The sequence below is a fragment of the Collimonas sp. genome (genome assembly GCF_035566555.1).
Lineage (GTDB): Bacteria > Pseudomonadota > Gammaproteobacteria > Burkholderiales > Burkholderiaceae_D > Collimonas.
In genome coordinates, this window is the sequence record NZ_DATMRB010000173.1 from 1 (window position 1) to 14,139 (window position 14,139).

The following is a 14,139-nucleotide window of genomic DNA, read 5'->3' on the forward strand; positions in this document are numbered from 1 at the left end:
CGTTTCGACATCGGCGGCCTGACTGTCTCCGGCCAGAGCTGCGTCATCATCCTGGCCTCACTATTGCTGATCGTCGCCCTCTATCTCTACTTTGAACGCAGCTTGTCGGGCAAGGCTTTGCGCGCTACCGCCGTCAACCGCCTCGGCGCGCGCCTGGTCGGCATCGGCACCGCGCAAGCGGGACGGCTGGCGTTCACGCTGGCGGCGGCGCTGGGCGCCTTGTGCGGCATTCTGATTGCACCGCTGACGACCATTTACTACGACAGCGGCTTTCTCATCGGATTGAAAGGCTTCGTCGGCGCCATCATCGGCGGCCTTGGCAGCTATCCGATTGCCGCCGCCGGCGCTTTGCTGGTGGGTCTGCTGGAGTCGTACTCGTCGTTCTGGGCCAGCGCCTTCAAGGAAGTGATCGTGTTCACCTTGATTATTCCGGTGCTGCTGTGGCGTTCGCTGAGCAGCAAGCAGATCGACGAGGGAGATCAGTGATGCCGCGCTTTTCTGCCGGCAAACTGCCGTTCATCCTGTTCCTGGCGATCCTGCTGTTGCTGCCGATATTGCCGACGCCGGAATTCTGGATCACCTTGGCCAACTACATCGGCCTGTATGCCATCGTGGCGCTGGGGCTGGTGCTGCTGACCGGCATCGGCGGCCTGACGTCTTTTGGCCAGGCGGCTTTTGTCGGCCTTGGCGCCTATTCCACCGCTTATCTCAGTACCCAGTTCGGACTCTCGCCATGGATCGGCCTGCTGGCCGGTTTGGGCGTGACGATGCTGGCGGCGCTGGCGATCGGCGGCATTACCATGCGTTTGTCCGGGCATTTCCTGCCGCTCGGTACGATTGCCTGGGCCTTGTCGCTGTATTTCTTGTTCGGCAATCTGGAATTCCTGGGCAAGTACGACGGCTTGAACGGTATTCCAGCCATCGGTCTGTTTGGTCTCGAACTCGATAGCGGCCGCAAGATGTTCTACCTGATCTGGGCCATCCTGCTGTTGGCGCTGGCGGGCTTGCAGAATCTCTTGAATTCTCGCTCTGGCCGCGCCATCCGGGCGCTCAATGGCGGCGGCGTGATGGCGGAGGCGATGGGGGTCAATACCGCCTGGATCAAGGTGCTGATCTTTGTGCTGGCAGCCCTGCTGGCCAGCGTCTCGGGCTGGCTGTATGCACATCTGCAGCGCTCGGTGAGTCCGACGCCGTTCGGCCTGAATGCCGGCATCGAATACCTGTTCATGGCGGTGGTCGGCGGCGCCGGTTATGTATGGGGAGCGATCCTGGGATCGGCCTTGCTGACCGTACTGAAGGACCAACTGCAATCGTGGCTGCCGAAACTGCTGGGCGCCAGCGGCAATTTCGAAACCATTGTCTTCGGCATCCTGATGGTGCTGCTGCTGCAGCGTGCGCGCGATGGCTTGTGGCCGCATCTGCGCAGGCTGGTTCCTGCCGGCGTGATGGCAAGAGCACCGCAATCGGCGGCTGCGCTGCCGGCCAGGAACAGGCCTGCCGATGGTGGCGTGGTGCTGGAGATCGAGAGTGCGCGTAAGGAGTTCGGCGGGCTGGTGGCGGTGAATGACATCAGCTTCAGCGTCGCTGCTGGCCAGATCGTCGGCCTGATCGGTCCCAACGGCGCCGGCAAATCGACCATGTTCAATCTGATGACGGGAGTCTCGCCGTTGACGAGCGGGTCGATCAGATTCCGTAGCGAGCAGGGTTTGCAAACGATCTCGGGTTTGCCTTCGCGCCAGATTGTCGCGCGCGGGATTGCCCGCACCTTCCAGCACGTGCGCCTGATGGGCAGCATGTCGGTGCTGGAGAACGTCGCTATCGGCGCTCACCTGCGCGGCAAGCACGAGGACGTCGGCGGCATCGCTGCCAGCCTGCTGCGCCTTAACCGAGCGGAAGAACAGACCTTGCTGTTCGAGGCTAAAACGCAGCTCGAGCGCGTCGGCCTCGGGCATTTGCTGTATGAAGAGGCCGGCAGTCTGGCGCTGGGCCAGCAGCGGATCCTGGAAATCGCGCGCGCCTTGTGCTGCGATCCCGTTTTGCTATTGCTGGACGAACCGGCCGCCGGCTTGCGCTATCAGGAAAAGCTGGCGCTGGCTGAGTTGTTGCGCAAGCTGAGGGCTGAAGGGATGAGCATTTTGCTGGTGGAACACGACATGGATTTTGTCATGAACCTGACCGACCGCCTGGTGGTGATGGAATTCGGCAGCAAGATTGCCGAAGGCTTGCCGGCCGAAATCCAGCAAGATCCGGCCGTGCTGGAAGCCTATTTGGGAGGCATCGATGAATAACATGGTCGTCAATCCGGTACTGGAAGTGCACGACCTGCACGTCGCTTATGGCAAGGTGGAAGCCTTGCACGGCGCCAGCCTGCAGGTCGGCGCCGGCCAGATCGTGACCGTGATCGGCCCCAACGGCGCCGGCAAGTCGACCATGCTGAACGCGCTTGCTGGCGCCATGCCGGTCAACGGCAGCATGCGCGGCACGGTGCGTTTTCTGGGCCAGGATACGGCCGGCGTGGCGGTCGAAACCCGGGTTGCGCGTGGCATGTGCCTGGTGCCGGAAAAGCGCGAACTGTTTGCCAGCATGACGGTGGAAGACAATCTGCTGCTCGGCAGCTATCGGCGCTATAAGGCGAGGGAGAGCGGCTACGCCGATCAGATGGCGGTGGTATACGAATTGTTCCCGCGTCTGCAGGAAAGGCGCAAGCAGCAGGCCGGCAGCCTTTCCGGCGGAGAACGGCAAATGCTTGCGCTGGGACGGGCCTTGATGGCGAAGCCGCGGCTGCTGTTGCTGGATGAGCCCAGCCTCGGCCTGGCGCCGCTGATCGTGAAAGAGATCTTTCACATCATCGTGCGCCTCAAGCAGAGCGGCGTGGCGATTCTGCTGGTCGAGCAAAATGCCCGTGCCGCCTTGCAGGCGGCCGATTACGCCTATGTGCTGGAAACCGGCGAGATCGCATTGCAAGGACCTGCCGCCGAGCTGGCGCACGACCCCCGGGTGATCGATACCTATCTGGGGCTGGCGAAGAAGGCAGGCTGACGCCGCAAGCGCCCGATCGGGCCGGCTTGTGCAGCGCCGCAAATTATGTGATAAATTCGTGGCTCGGTTAAGTAATTGGCCGAGACGTTCTCAGGGCGGGGTGCGATTCCCCACCGGCGGTAATTGCGTGCAATGCGCATAGCCCGCGAGCGCTTGTTGCTACAACTGTGGCGGCAAGGTCAGCAGACCCGGTTGGATTCCGGGGCCGACGGTATAGTCCGGATAAAGAGAGAACAGGTTGTACCGTGCTGTCAGCATCGATAAGAATCTTGCTGCATGTCGCCCAGGCGACGGCAGCGTTACTGCCATCGGCATCGCCTTTGGCAAGATTTTTGTCGGCGCTGGCGAGTGCGCGCTTCCTTTCGATCCAACGCGCCCTGTTTTTATCATTTAAACAGGAGAGTCAGATGCAACAGCAACACACCACAGATATCAAGGCAAGAATTCCCGGCGCAGCAAATGAACGCATCGCTTTCATCCAGGCCGGCTGGCACCGCGAGATTGTCGATCAATGCCGTATCGCTTTCATTGCCGAAATCGCCAAGGCCGGCTACGGCGAGCAAGACATCGATTTCTTCGAAGTCGCCGGCGCCTTTGAAATTCCCTTGCACGCCAAACTGTTGGGCAACAGCGGCCGCTATGCAGCAGTGGTGGCTACCGCGCTGGTAGTGGATGGCGGCATCTATCGCCATGAATTCGTCGCCCACGCAGTGATCGACGGCTTGATGCAGGTGCAGCTGGAAACCGGCGTACCGGTGCTGTCGGCAGTGTTGACGCCGCATCATTTCCACGGCGGCGAAGAACATCGCAAGTATTTCTTCGAGCATTTCCTGGTGAAGGGCGCAGAAGCTGCCCGCGCCTGCGCCGACACCATCCAGAAATTGCGCGCGCTGAAGGCCATGCAAGCGCCCGGCGCCGTGCGTGCCTTGCATAGCGCCTAAGGGAAGATCCGCTATCGTCCGCGCCTGTCTGCGCGGGCGATAGCGGCGCTCAACGCATGATCAGACGTTGTCTTCGATCAGCGGCGTGCTCGAACCCCTGGCCAGCGTCATGCGGGTGCGTTTCAGCAACGGTTGCGCTGGCGCGCTGCTGTCGCCGGCCAGCGGCTTGACCTTGTTGAACACCACTACCATGCTGTCGCTGGTGATGGTGGCCGTGGCATAGCCCTGGGCATCGTGGTCGACGTAGGCCAAGTCGGGATTGAAGTGCTTCAGCAGGCTGTCGAAAGTCTGCGGCGTCTGCACCAGTTGGCCGAGCAAGGGATTGACGACCGCTGCGCCGGACTTGATGTAGTTATAGAAGGACTGGCTGCTGACGCCGGCCGTCAGGAAATCCACCAGTACCGGCCGGCTGTTCAGGTCGCCAGGATTGGCGCGCACCACGCCGCACTGGAAAGCATGCAGGTCGCCGGTGATGGCCACCACGTTCTGGATGTTTTGCGTATCCAGGTAAGACAACAGTTCCCCTTTGTGGCTGGGGAAGCCGTCCCATGAGTCGCAGTTGATCACGTACAGCTGGTTGTAAGGCGGCGGAATGCCCAACGCCGGCGGCGTCAGGTCGGCCCACATGCGGTTCAGCATGATTTCGTTGCCCCACACCTTCCAGGTCGCATCTGAATTTTTCAGGGTGTCTTTCCACCATTGCGTCTGTGTCGGTCCGAGTATCGACGGCGCTCGTCCCAGCTTGGCGGTTTCCTGCGCTTCCATTTGCAGCAATAGCGGCTGCGGCACAAAGTAGCGCGAGCCGATCGAATCGTCGCCGTTGACCGGATCGTGGCCCAGCTGTTGCGCCACCGATTGTTCGCTGACAATGTGGTCGTCGCGGTACAGGCGCTCGTCAGTCATCACCAGGTGCACCAGTTTGCCGAAGCGGAAATCGCGATAGATACGGATGTTCTGGTAGCTGCTGTTGTTGAGGTCGAAGGAGAGGTCGCCGAAATCGATGGGGGTGTACTCCGCCCAGGCCTGGGTAGCGCTGCGGCGGCGCGCGGTCTGCTGCTTGTTCTCGTTGGTATAAACCTGGTGGTCCTGCCAGCAGTCGTCGGAGAATTCGTGATCGTCCCAGATCGCGATGACCGGGAATTTATGGTGGATGCTTTGCAGGCGCGCGTCGGTCTTGTAGGTGCGGTACAGAGTGCGGTAGTCGTTGAGCGTATTGGCGTAGATGCCGCCGCCCGGATGCGCCAGTCCGTCCGGCAGCTTGATCGTGCCGTGCGCCGGTTCGGCGCCGCCGGCCTGGAATGAGGCGCCCACGGTTTCATAGATGTAGTCGCCGACATGCACCACGAAATCCAGGTTTTCCTGCGCCAGCAAAGACATCGCCTGCCAATGGTTGACCGACCAGTCCTGGCAGGTGATCCAGGCAAACCGGACCTGGCTGTTGCTGCTGCTGGCCAGCGGCGCGGTCTTGGTCTGGGCGGTGGGGCTGACGTCGCTGCCGGCGACGAAGCGGTAGTAGTAGATGGTTTCCGGATTGAGTTGCGTGACTTTGGCGCGCACCGTGAAATCGTAGTCGGCGCTGGCGCTCAGGTTGACTTGCGCCGTCAGGGCCGAGAAATCCTGCCTGGTGGAGACATCCAGGCGCACGTTGATCGCATCGGCCGTGGCGCCGTTTTTGCGTACTACCCGTCCCCAGAACACGGCGCTGCTTTCCTTCGGATCGCCGGAGGCTATCCCCTGCGGAAAGGCAAACACGCCAGCAGCGCCGCTGTCGATATCCGCGCTGCCGCCACATGCGCTAAGTATTCCTGATGCTGCTGCTACCGTGAAAAATGCCGAACCTTTCAAAAACTGTCTGCGCTTCATTGCTTTGTCTCCCGCTTATAGTTATGTGACGCTTATCGTATCCATCGCATGATTTGATGACACGAAAGCAAGACGTAATTTAAAACAGCGGGAGCAATTGCAGGGGAAAAAACAGGCAATCAGAGGAAGGTTACTAATAATTAACTAAATAATTGCATCAACGCCGATTTACGTGCAGGCGCCGGAAATGGCGGCGTCAGGGATGCTGCGCACCGCAAACCGGGCAGCCGGCATCGCGAGCGACGCCGATGCGCGTCCACTCCATGCTACGCGCATCCAGCATCAGCAGGACGCCCGCCAAGGAGGAGCCGATGCCGGCGATCAGCTTGAGCGCTTCGGCCGCCTGCATGCTGCCGATGATGCCGACCAGCGGCGCAAACACGCCCATGGTGGAGCAGGCTATTTCCTCAAACTCGCGATCGGGTGGAAACAGGCAGGCGTAGCAGGGTGATGTTTCGGAGCGCGGATCGAAGACGCTGATCTGGCCGTCGAACTGGATCGCCGCGCCCGACACCAGGGGCACTTTCAAGGCGACGCAGGCACGGTTGATAGCTTGCCTGGTGGCGAAGTTGTCGCTGCAGTCGATCACAACGTCGGCAGCGGCGATCAGCTGCTGCAGGCGGGCCTGGTCTGCGCGCTCGGACAAGGCGACGATGTCGATGTCCGGATTGATTTGCGTCATGGCAGTCTTGCCCGAACTGACCTTGGCCTGGCCGATGCGGTCGCTGGTATGCAGAATCTGCCGCTGCAGATTGGTCAGGTCGACGCTGTCGTTATCCACCAGCGTTATGCGGCCGACGCCGGCCGACGCCAGGTACAGCGCCACCGGCGAGCCGAGGCCGCCGGCGCCGACGATGAGCGCATGCGCCGCCAGGAATTTCTCCTGGCCGGCGATATCGATATCGTCCAGCAGGATATGGCGCGAATAGCGGAGTAATTGCTGGTCGTTCATAACGTAGGGTGGGCAGGTTTTTCTGCCCACGTGATATCGGGATAGACTTTGCGGGCGGGTTTGAGGTCACGCGTGGGCACGGGTGCCCACCCTACGTGTAGCGTGAAAAACGATTATTTTTTATCGCTCTTCTTGTCGCCAGCCTTGTCGTCGCTCGGCTCATCCTTGTGGATGATGGCGCCGGCGGCGGGGTCAAGCTTGTCATCCTTGACTGCCTTGTCGTCCTTGTCGTTTTCCGAACGCACTTCCGGCTTGACCTTGGATACCTGCACCGGCAAGCCCTTCAGCTGGTTGAGCGCCTGCGCCAGCTGGAAGTCATCCTTGCTGCCGTATTCCAATGGCTTGCGCTTTTTCTCGACAGCGGCAATCCGTTGCGCTTCTTCCAGCTCGTCCACTTTCGGCGCCTTGACTTCAGGGCCCTTGTCGGTATCGTTGCTCAGATGCTTGGTGAGGTCGGCTTCGCGCAGGCGCAGGCCGTTCAAGCCGTCGCCGTCGGCATATTCATCCACCATGACGTCCGGCACGATGCCCTTGGCCTGGATCGAACGGCCGTTAGGCGTGTAGTAGCGCGCGGTGGTCAGCTTGACTGCCGTGTTGCGGTCCGGCGGCAGTGCGATCACCGATTGCACGGAACCCTTGCCGAAGGTTTGCGTGCCCATGATGGTGGCGCGCTTGTAGTCTTGCAGGGCGCCGGCGACGATTTCCGAAGCCGAGGCCGAACCGGTGTTCACCAGCACCACCATCGGCACTTTTTTCAAGGCCTCAGGCAGGCGCGCCAGCGGGTCGTTGCCCGGGTTGGCATAGTATTCGCGCTTGGCGTAGAACGACGCCTTGGAGCTCGGCAGCTGGCCGTTGGTGGTCACCACCACCGAATCCTTGGGCAGGAAAGCGGCGGAGACACCGATCGCGCCCGGCAAGACGCCGCCCGGATCGTTGCGCAGGTCCAGCACCAGGCCTTTCAGATTCGGCTCCTGGGCATAGATGGCGGCAATTTTCTTGGCCATGTCGTCCACTGTCGGTTCCTGGAACTGGGTGATGCGCAACCAGGCATAGCCCGGTTCAACCACTTTCGACTTGACGCTCTGGACGCGGATTTCCTGGCGCGTGATGCTGATGATCAGCGGCTTGTCTTCGTCCTTGCGCGAAATGGTCAGGACGATCTTGGTGTTCGGCTCGCCGCGCATGCGCTTGACGGCTTGCTCCAGGGTCATGCCCTTGACCGCGGCGCCGTCCAGACGGGTGATCAGGTCGCCCGCCTTGATGCCGGCGCGGTAGGCCGGCGAATCCTCGATCGGCGAAACTACCTTGATGTAACCATCTTCCATGCCGACTTCGATGCCGAGCCCGACGAATTTGCCTTGCGTGCTCTCGCGCAGCTCTTTGTAGGCTTTCTTGTCGAGGTAGGCCGAGTGCGGGTCGAGCGAGGCGACCATGCCGGAAATGGCTTCGGTCAGCAGCTTCTTGTCATCCGCCGGCTCCACATAGTCGGACTTGATCAATCCGAACACATCGGCCAGCTGCCGCAATTCTTCCAGCGGCAATGGCGCGGCAGCACTCTTCTGCGCAATGGCGTCGAACTGGATAGAGGCGCCGATGCCCGCAATGACGCCTAAACTGATTAGACCGATATTTTTAAGCTTACTGCCCATGTTTCACCTAGTAGTTACCCACCCGAGTGGGTCAAACGCACGGCCTTGATGCCGAATTTCGAAGTATAAACCCGATTGTTCATTGCCGCCGCTGTTGCCGGCATTGGCAATCACGTCGCCGGCTTTGACTGCATCGCCGGGGCGCTTCAATAATGCCTGATTATTACCGTAAATAGTCATGTACTGGTTGCCGTGGTCGACAATGATCAGGTTGCCGAAGCCGCGCAGCCAGTCGGCAAACACCACGCGGCCGGAGGCAACCGCCTTGACTTCGGTGCCTTCCGGGGTACGGATGAACAGCCCTTTCCAGCTCGGGCCGTCGCCGCGCTTGCTGCCGAAGCGCGCCATGACGTCGCCCCGTACCGGCAGCCGCAGCTGGCCGCGCAGGGATTCGAACGGCTTGCCATAAGAGACATCCTTGACCTCGGGTTCCGGCGTCAGCTCGTTGCGCGCTACCGGCGACACCGGTGCCGGTGTTGGCGCCGGCGGCGTGACGGCCACGGCAGGCGGCTGATCGTCGTCGATGGCGTCCGGATTGAGCGGCTTGGGTTTGACCGTGGTGTCCGTGGCGGGCGGCTTCCTGGCTTGGGCGGCGCGCTGCTGCTCGGCCAGGCGCTCGCGCGCAGCCTGGGCTTGGGCCAGCGCCTCGGCTTTGGCTTTGGCCTGGGCCAGCTGCTGCTGGCGCTGTTTCTCGCGGGCGGCGGCTTCCGCCTGCTTCTGTGCCTCGATCAGTTGCGCCAGCTTGTCCACCAGGCCAGACAGACGCTGGTCGTCGCGCTGGATATTGCCGGCTTCCTTGCGCTGGCTGTTCAGTTTGCTGGAAAGCTGGGTCAGCAGCGTCGCCCGCTTGGCTTTTTCTTGTTCTAGCAGTTTTTTCTGGTCGCGCTGTTCCTGGGCGATTTCATCCAGGTCGTCCTTGGCGTTCTGGGCTTCGGTCTGGTTGGCTTCCACCGCGGCGAGATTGGCGCGCAGCGCTTCCAGCAGCTTGGCTTGCGCTTGCGAGACGTAGCCCATGTACTGCAGGTCGCGATTGATACGGTTAGGATTGTCGCCCGACAGCAGCAGCTTGATGCGGTCCTCGTTGCCTGCGACGTATTGCTGGCGCAGCAGGTTGGCCAGCTGGGTTTGCTGCTTGGCCACGGTCTTGCTGAGATCGTCGTGCTGCTTGGCCAGCTTGGCCACTTTGGCCTCGGTCTGCTGTTGTTCGGCGCTCAGGTCGCGCAGGGAGCGGGTGGCCTTGGAAACCGCCTCTTCCGAGTCGGCCAGGGCGTCGCTGGCGTCGTCCTTCTCGGTTTCGGTCTGGCTGATGTCGCGCTTGAGGCTGTCCAGTTTTTGCCGCAAGTCGGCGCGCTGTGCTTCGGCCGCCTGTTTTTGCTTGCTGCGCTCGGTGATCTTGGCGGGAGCTGCGTGAGCGGCCAAAGGCAGGGCCGCCGCCAGCGTTGCCGCCAGCAGCAGCGCCAAAGGCCATGCCAGAAGCCTGGCATGGCTGGGTTTGCGTTTGCAGAAAGGTGTCAGGAAACGGCCCGGCGAGATATTTATTTCGCTTTCCCCTGGCTGGCGACCGCGTTCATCGCCGCTGCGATCGCAGCCTGGTCGCCCAGGTAATAGCTCTTGATCGGCTTCAGGTCTGCGTCCAGCTCATACACCAGCGGCTGGCCGTTAGGAATGTTGAGGCCGACGATATCTTCATCGCTGATGCCGTCCAGCATCTTGATCAGAGCGCGCAGGCTGTTGCCATGGGCGGAAATGATGATGCGCTTGCCGCTGCGGATGGATGGCGCGATTTCCTCGTTCCAGAACGGCAATACCCGCGCCACGGTGTCTTTCAGGCATTCGGTCAGCGGGATTTCTTCGCGTTTCAGGCCGGCGTAGCGCGGATCGGCATAGGAAGTGCGCGGATCGTTGGGTTCCAGCGGCATGGGCGGGGTGTCATAGCTGCGGCGCCACACCATGACCTGCTCGTCGCCGTACTTGGCGGCGGTTTCGGCCTTGTTCAAGCCTTGCAGGGCGCCGTAGTGGCGCTCGTTCAGGCGCCAGTGATGCTTGACCGGCAGCCACATCAGGTCCATCTCGTCGAGCGTGCCCCACAGGGTGCGGATCGCGCGTTTCAGCACCGAGGTATAAGCCAGGTCGAAGGTCAGGCCTGCTTGCAGCAGCAGCTGGCCTGCCTGCCTGGCTTCCGCCACGCCCTTTTCGGTGAGGTCGACGTCCACCCAGCCGGTGAAGCGGTTCGCCAGGTTCCAGGTGGATTCGCCGTGGCGCATCAATACGATTTTGTACATGGTGGTTTGCTAACTAAGTTAGATAGGTAAGTAGGAAATCGGTTGCTCGCCATGGAATTCAGCCGCGCCGCTCAAAGGTTTTTGCACCTGAGCCGATACGAATTGAATGGCGCTACAGCTTCTATTTTATAATGGCGGGATTAACTAATACCATTGGATACCCGTGAAATTCTTGATTGATAACATTTTTCTGATTGCAGTAGCAATATTGTCGGGCGGCGCGCTGTTGCTGCCTTTGTTGCAAAAGCGCGGTAACCGGGTGTCGACTTTACAGGCGACCCAGCTGATCAACCAGGGCAAGACGCTGGTGCTGGACGTACGCGACAGCGAGGCTTTTGCCGCCGCCCACCTGATCGACGCCAAGAACATCCCCTTGAAAGACTTGCCGCAACGTATTGCCGAGCTGGACAAGTTTAAAGCAAAGAATGTATTGGTGGTGTGCCAGACCGGCAGCCAGGCCACCAAGGCGGTAGCGCAATTGAGCCAGGCCGGCTTTGCCCAGGCCTATAACCTGGAAGGCGGCATCGCTGCCTGGCAGACCCAGGGCCTGCCTACCGTCAAATAAGCGCCGCCCCGCCTGGATGGCGGCGGAGCCGAACAAGGAAGAGTGATCATGACCGCCCATGTTGTAATGTATAGCACCGCAGTATGCCCATACTGTATCCGCGCCGAGCAGTTGCTGAAGGCAAAAGGCGTGGAAAATATTGAAAAAATCCGGATCGACCTCGATCCGTCGCAGCGCGAAACCATGATGCAAAAGACCGGTCGCCGCACCGTGCCGCAAATTTATATCGGTGCAACCCATGTCGGCGGCTTTGACGACTTGCATGCGCTCGATCGCGATGGCAAGCTGGAGCCCCTGCTGCAAAGCGCCTGATTTTCGGCAATTTCTCCTGGGAATCAGGTATTGTTGCAAACTGCATTGAAAACCGGCCAGGTTGCAGGGATTGCCGTCTGGCTAATTTAAATTAACTGAAAGAGTGTCATGGCTGAAGAGAACCAACAAGTTGAGCAACCGGTGTTCCAGATTCAACGCGTCTACCTGAAAGATCTGTCGCTTGAACAACCGAATTCGCCGGCCATTTTCCTCGAGCAAGAGGCTCCGCAGATCGAAGTCGCCGTGGATGTCGGCGCCGAAGCGCTGGCCGAAGGCATTTTCGAGTCGACCGTGACGGTTACCGTCACCGCCAAGGTGAAAGACAAGGTCGCGTTCCTGGTCGAAGGCAAGCAAGCCGGCATTTTCGAACTGCGCAACATCCCGACTGAACAACTGGATCCGCTGCTCGGCATCGGCTGCCCGAACATCGTCTATCCGTACCTGCGCGCCAATCTGGCTGACGCCATCACGCGTGCCGGTTTCCCGCCTATCCACCTGGCCGAAATCAATTTCGAAGTGTTCTACCAGCAGCGTCTGCAAGCGCTGGCTGAGCAGGCGCAAAAAGGCAGCGGCGACAGTATCGCAGTTGACGGCTCGACAGCCATCAACTAATTCCGCAAGGCGCGGGCCCGGCGGGTCGCTGGCGCCTGCGTTGACGATCGCCGCAGGTAGAAGGCAGGGTGAACGGCAGCTGTCCCCGGGCGGCTCCGTTTCTTCCTGTAAATCCTGCCGCAACTGGAGACCTATAGATGAATTTTGCACGCAAAGCCGCTGCCGCCACCTTGTTGTTGGGAAGCTTGCTCGGCGTTGCCGGTTCTGCCCGCGCGCTCGATTTCAAGGCGGTTGGCGCAGCACCTGTGGTTTTATACGATGCACCTTCGGAAAAGGGCCGGCGCGTAGCAGTCGCACCGCGTGGCATGCCGGTCGAAGTGGTGCTGACCTATGGCGAATGGACTAAAGTGCGCGACGCCAGCGGCGACTTGTCTTGGCTGCAGTCGAAGGGACTGGTCGGCAAGCGCAACCTGCAAGTCAGCGTGGCCAATGCCAAGATCCGCAGTAGTCCGGACGATAGTGCCGCGGTGGTCTTCAGCGCCGACAAGGGCGTGCTGCTGGAACTGGTCGATCCGGTTGCATCGGGCTGGGCCAAGGTGCGTCATCGCGACGGCCAGAGCGGCTACGTCAAGGCAGCCGAAGTCTGGGGCGATTGATTTTTCCTCGTATTCTTGTCATTTCCAGGCTAGCCCGTGCCTTCTGAACCCACCATTCCATCCATGAATATAACTGTACTCGGCGCCGGCGCCTGGGGCACGGCGCTGGCGATTGCGCTGGCGCAGCGCCATAGCGTGACGCTATGGGGTCGGAATCCCGACACCATGGCGGCGGCTGCCGTCCAGCGCGAAAATACGGCTTACTTGCCGGGTTTTCCGCTGCCGGACAATCTGCTCCTCACGGCCGATTTTTCGCAAGCGCTCGCGCATCTCGCCGGCGGCGAGGCTGAGGGCTTGCTGATCGTGGCTTCCTCGGTTGCCGGCCTGCGTGAACTGGCGCAGCAACTGAAGCCATATCCGATCCCGAATATCGTCTGGCTGTGCAAGGGCTTTGAAGAAAACACAAGCCTGCTGCCGCACCAGATCGTGCGCGAGGTGCTGGGCGATGCGATCCCTGCGGCAGTCCTGTCAGGACCGTCGTTTGCCCAGGAGGTCGCGCGCGGCCTGCCTTGCGCCCTGTCGGTCGCGAGCATCCATCCGGGCCTGTGCGAGCAGGTCGTGGCGGCGGTGCATGGCGATAACATCCGGGTGTATTCGACCGACGACCTGGTCGGGGTTGAAGTCGGCGGCGCGGTCAAGAACATCCTGGCGATCGCCACCGGCGTGGCCGATGGCCTGGGACTGGGCTTGAATGCGCGGGCGGCCTTGATCACCCGCGGCCTGGCGGAAATCACCCGGCTCGGGATCGCGCTTGGCGGCCGCAGCGAAACTTTCATGGGCTTGTCCGGCGTCGGCGATCTGATCCTGACTTGCACCGGCGACCTCTCGCGCAACCGCAAGGTCGGGCTGGGACTGGCGCAGGGCAAGCCGCTGGCGTCCATTGTCACCGAGCTCGGCCACGTTGCCGAGGGTGTGCGCTGCGCCGCCGCGGTACGCGCCCTGGCGCAGCAGCGCGGCGTCGACATGCCGATCACGAATGCGGTCGCCGGCGTGCTGTTCGACGGCGCTTCGCTGCGGTCGGTGATGGAACTCCTGCTGTCGCGCAATCCGCGCGAAGAAGCCGCATAAAGCGGATTGCACAACCTGGCCGATAAAACCGATTTTACATAGCGATGCAATGTCGTTATGCCGCTTTGCCGCTGCATCAAGTAATATCATTTCTTTGTGTCAATTCAATGACAAAACCCGGATAAATACACGCAAGATAATTAAGTGTATTTCTCCTGCTTGCTGGCAAGGATTGCGGCATATAATCGCCCTTTCCAAACATGGTCGTGGTTTTTTTGATAAGGAAAGAAATGCATAGCACAATGCTCCCGGCTGTTCGA

14 protein-coding genes and 1 riboswitch are annotated in these 14,139 nt (G+C 60.8%); of the genes, 9 read left to right on the forward strand and 5 right to left on the reverse strand.

The window, feature by feature from the left end; all coding sequences use genetic code 11:
• From VNZ65_RS21420 to VNZ65_RS21435, 4 genes are all read left to right on the forward strand, one after another.
• Nucleotides 1-486: branched-chain amino acid ABC transporter permease (locus VNZ65_RS21420; protein ID WP_325672659.1), on the forward strand; the 486-nt coding region annotated here is incomplete at its 5' end.
• Nucleotides 486-2,288 carry a branched-chain amino acid ABC transporter ATP-binding protein/permease gene (locus VNZ65_RS21425; protein ID WP_325672661.1) on the forward strand — a complete coding sequence of 601 codons (1,803 nt, stop codon included), beginning with the start codon at nt 486-488 and terminating at the stop codon, nt 2,286-2,288. The genes VNZ65_RS21420 and VNZ65_RS21425, both read left to right, overlap by 1 nt.
• A gap of 1 nt (nt 2,289) precedes the next feature.
• Nucleotides 2,290-3,039 (forward strand): ABC transporter ATP-binding protein, encoded by a 750-nt coding sequence (locus VNZ65_RS21430; protein WP_414649196.1) that lies wholly within the window; start codon nt 2,290-2,292, stop codon nt 3,037-3,039.
• 82 nt (nt 3,040-3,121) lie between these two features.
• A riboswitch (FMN riboswitch) is annotated at nt 3,122-3,278 on the forward strand.
• A gap of 168 nt (nt 3,279-3,446) precedes the next feature.
• The gene (locus VNZ65_RS21435) at nt 3,447-3,980 is read left to right on the forward strand and encodes a 6,7-dimethyl-8-ribityllumazine synthase (RefSeq protein WP_325672664.1); all 534 of its coding nucleotides are present in this window, start codon (nt 3,447-3,449) and stop codon (nt 3,978-3,980) included.
• A gap of 60 nt (nt 3,981-4,040) precedes the next feature.
• Here the strand turns inward: VNZ65_RS21435 and VNZ65_RS21440 are convergent, their stop codons facing one another.
• The 5 genes from VNZ65_RS21440 to gpmA all read right to left on the reverse strand — a co-directional run bounded on the left by VNZ65_RS21440 (nt 4,041) and on the right by gpmA (nt 10,726).
• A complete protein-coding gene (locus tag VNZ65_RS21440; RefSeq protein ID WP_325672666.1) occupies nt 4,041-5,843 on the reverse strand; it encodes an alkaline phosphatase D family protein in 1,803 nt (600 codons plus the stop codon).
• Nucleotides 5,844-6,039: 196 nt separating this feature from the next.
• Nucleotides 6,040-6,795 carry a molybdopterin-synthase adenylyltransferase MoeB gene (locus tag VNZ65_RS21445; RefSeq protein WP_325672668.1) on the reverse strand — a complete coding sequence of 252 codons (756 nt, stop codon included), beginning with the start codon at nt 6,793-6,795 and terminating at the stop codon, nt 6,040-6,042.
• Nucleotides 6,796-6,908: 113 nt separating this feature from the next.
• Nucleotides 6,909-8,444, reverse strand: a complete 1,536-nt coding sequence (locus tag VNZ65_RS21450) for a S41 family peptidase (RefSeq protein WP_325672670.1) — start codon at nt 8,442-8,444, stop codon at nt 6,909-6,911.
• Nucleotides 8,445-8,447: 3 nt separating this feature from the next.
• A complete protein-coding gene (locus VNZ65_RS21455) occupies nt 8,448-9,905 on the reverse strand; it encodes a murein hydrolase activator EnvC family protein (protein WP_414649194.1) in 1,458 nt (485 codons plus the stop codon).
• A gap of 74 nt (nt 9,906-9,979) precedes the next feature.
• Nucleotides 9,980-10,726: a 2,3-diphosphoglycerate-dependent phosphoglycerate mutase gene (gpmA, locus tag VNZ65_RS21460; protein ID WP_325672672.1), complete on the reverse strand. Its 747-nt coding sequence runs from the start codon at nt 10,724-10,726 to the stop codon at nt 9,980-9,982.
• A gap of 163 nt (nt 10,727-10,889) precedes the next feature.
• Here gpmA and VNZ65_RS21465 point away from each other — a divergent pair, with 163 nt between their 5' ends.
• The 5 genes from VNZ65_RS21465 (at nt 10,890) to VNZ65_RS21485 (ending at nt 13,879) form a co-directional block, all read left to right on the forward strand.
• Nucleotides 10,890-11,291: a rhodanese-like domain-containing protein gene (locus VNZ65_RS21465; protein ID WP_061944793.1), complete on the forward strand. Its 402-nt coding sequence runs from the start codon at nt 10,890-10,892 to the stop codon at nt 11,289-11,291.
• Between the two features lie 48 nt (nt 11,292-11,339).
• The gene (gene grxC / locus VNZ65_RS21470; RefSeq protein WP_098494339.1) at nt 11,340-11,603 is read left to right on the forward strand and encodes a glutaredoxin 3; all 264 of its coding nucleotides are present in this window, start codon (nt 11,340-11,342) and stop codon (nt 11,601-11,603) included.
• Nucleotides 11,604-11,711: 108 nt separating this feature from the next.
• Nucleotides 11,712-12,215, forward strand: a complete 504-nt coding sequence (gene secB / locus VNZ65_RS21475) for a protein-export chaperone SecB (RefSeq protein ID WP_061944787.1) — start codon at nt 11,712-11,714, stop codon at nt 12,213-12,215.
• Nucleotides 12,216-12,352: 137 nt separating this feature from the next.
• Nucleotides 12,353-12,811 (forward strand): SH3 domain-containing protein, encoded by a 459-nt coding sequence (locus VNZ65_RS21480; RefSeq protein WP_325672677.1) that lies wholly within the window; start codon nt 12,353-12,355, stop codon nt 12,809-12,811.
• Nucleotides 12,812-12,874: 63 nt separating this feature from the next.
• Nucleotides 12,875-13,879 (forward strand): NAD(P)H-dependent glycerol-3-phosphate dehydrogenase, encoded by a 1,005-nt coding sequence (locus VNZ65_RS21485; RefSeq protein WP_325672679.1) that lies wholly within the window; start codon nt 12,875-12,877, stop codon nt 13,877-13,879.
• Nucleotides 13,880-14,139 lie beyond the last annotated feature (260 nt).

Coding starts and splice junctions, on each gene's coding strand:
- VNZ65_RS21425 (WP_325672661.1), top strand. CDS start 486: ATGCCGCGCTTTTCTGCCGGCAAACTGCCGTTCATCCTGTTCCTGGCG.
- VNZ65_RS21430 (WP_414649196.1), top strand. CDS start 2,290: ATGGTCGTCAATCCGGTACTGGAAGTGCACGACCTGCACGTCGCTTAT.
- VNZ65_RS21435 (WP_325672664.1), top strand. CDS start 3,447: ATGCAACAGCAACACACCACAGATATCAAGGCAAGAATTCCCGGCGCA.
- VNZ65_RS21440 (WP_325672666.1), bottom strand. CDS start 5,843: ATGAAGCGCAGACAGTTTTTGAAAGGTTCGGCATTTTTCACGGTAGCA.
- VNZ65_RS21445 (WP_325672668.1), bottom strand. CDS start 6,795: ATGAACGACCAGCAATTACTCCGCTATTCGCGCCATATCCTGCTGGAC.
- VNZ65_RS21450 (WP_325672670.1), bottom strand. CDS start 8,444: ATGGGCAGTAAGCTTAAAAATATCGGTCTAATCAGTTTAGGCGTCATT.
- gpmA (WP_325672672.1), bottom strand. CDS start 10,726: ATGTACAAAATCGTATTGATGCGCCACGGCGAATCCACCTGGAACCTG.
- grxC (WP_098494339.1), top strand. CDS start 11,340: ATGACCGCCCATGTTGTAATGTATAGCACCGCAGTATGCCCATACTGT.
- secB (WP_061944787.1), top strand. CDS start 11,712: ATGGCTGAAGAGAACCAACAAGTTGAGCAACCGGTGTTCCAGATTCAA.
- VNZ65_RS21480 (WP_325672677.1), top strand. CDS start 12,353: ATGAATTTTGCACGCAAAGCCGCTGCCGCCACCTTGTTGTTGGGAAGC.
- VNZ65_RS21485 (WP_325672679.1), top strand. CDS start 12,875: ATGAATATAACTGTACTCGGCGCCGGCGCCTGGGGCACGGCGCTGGCG.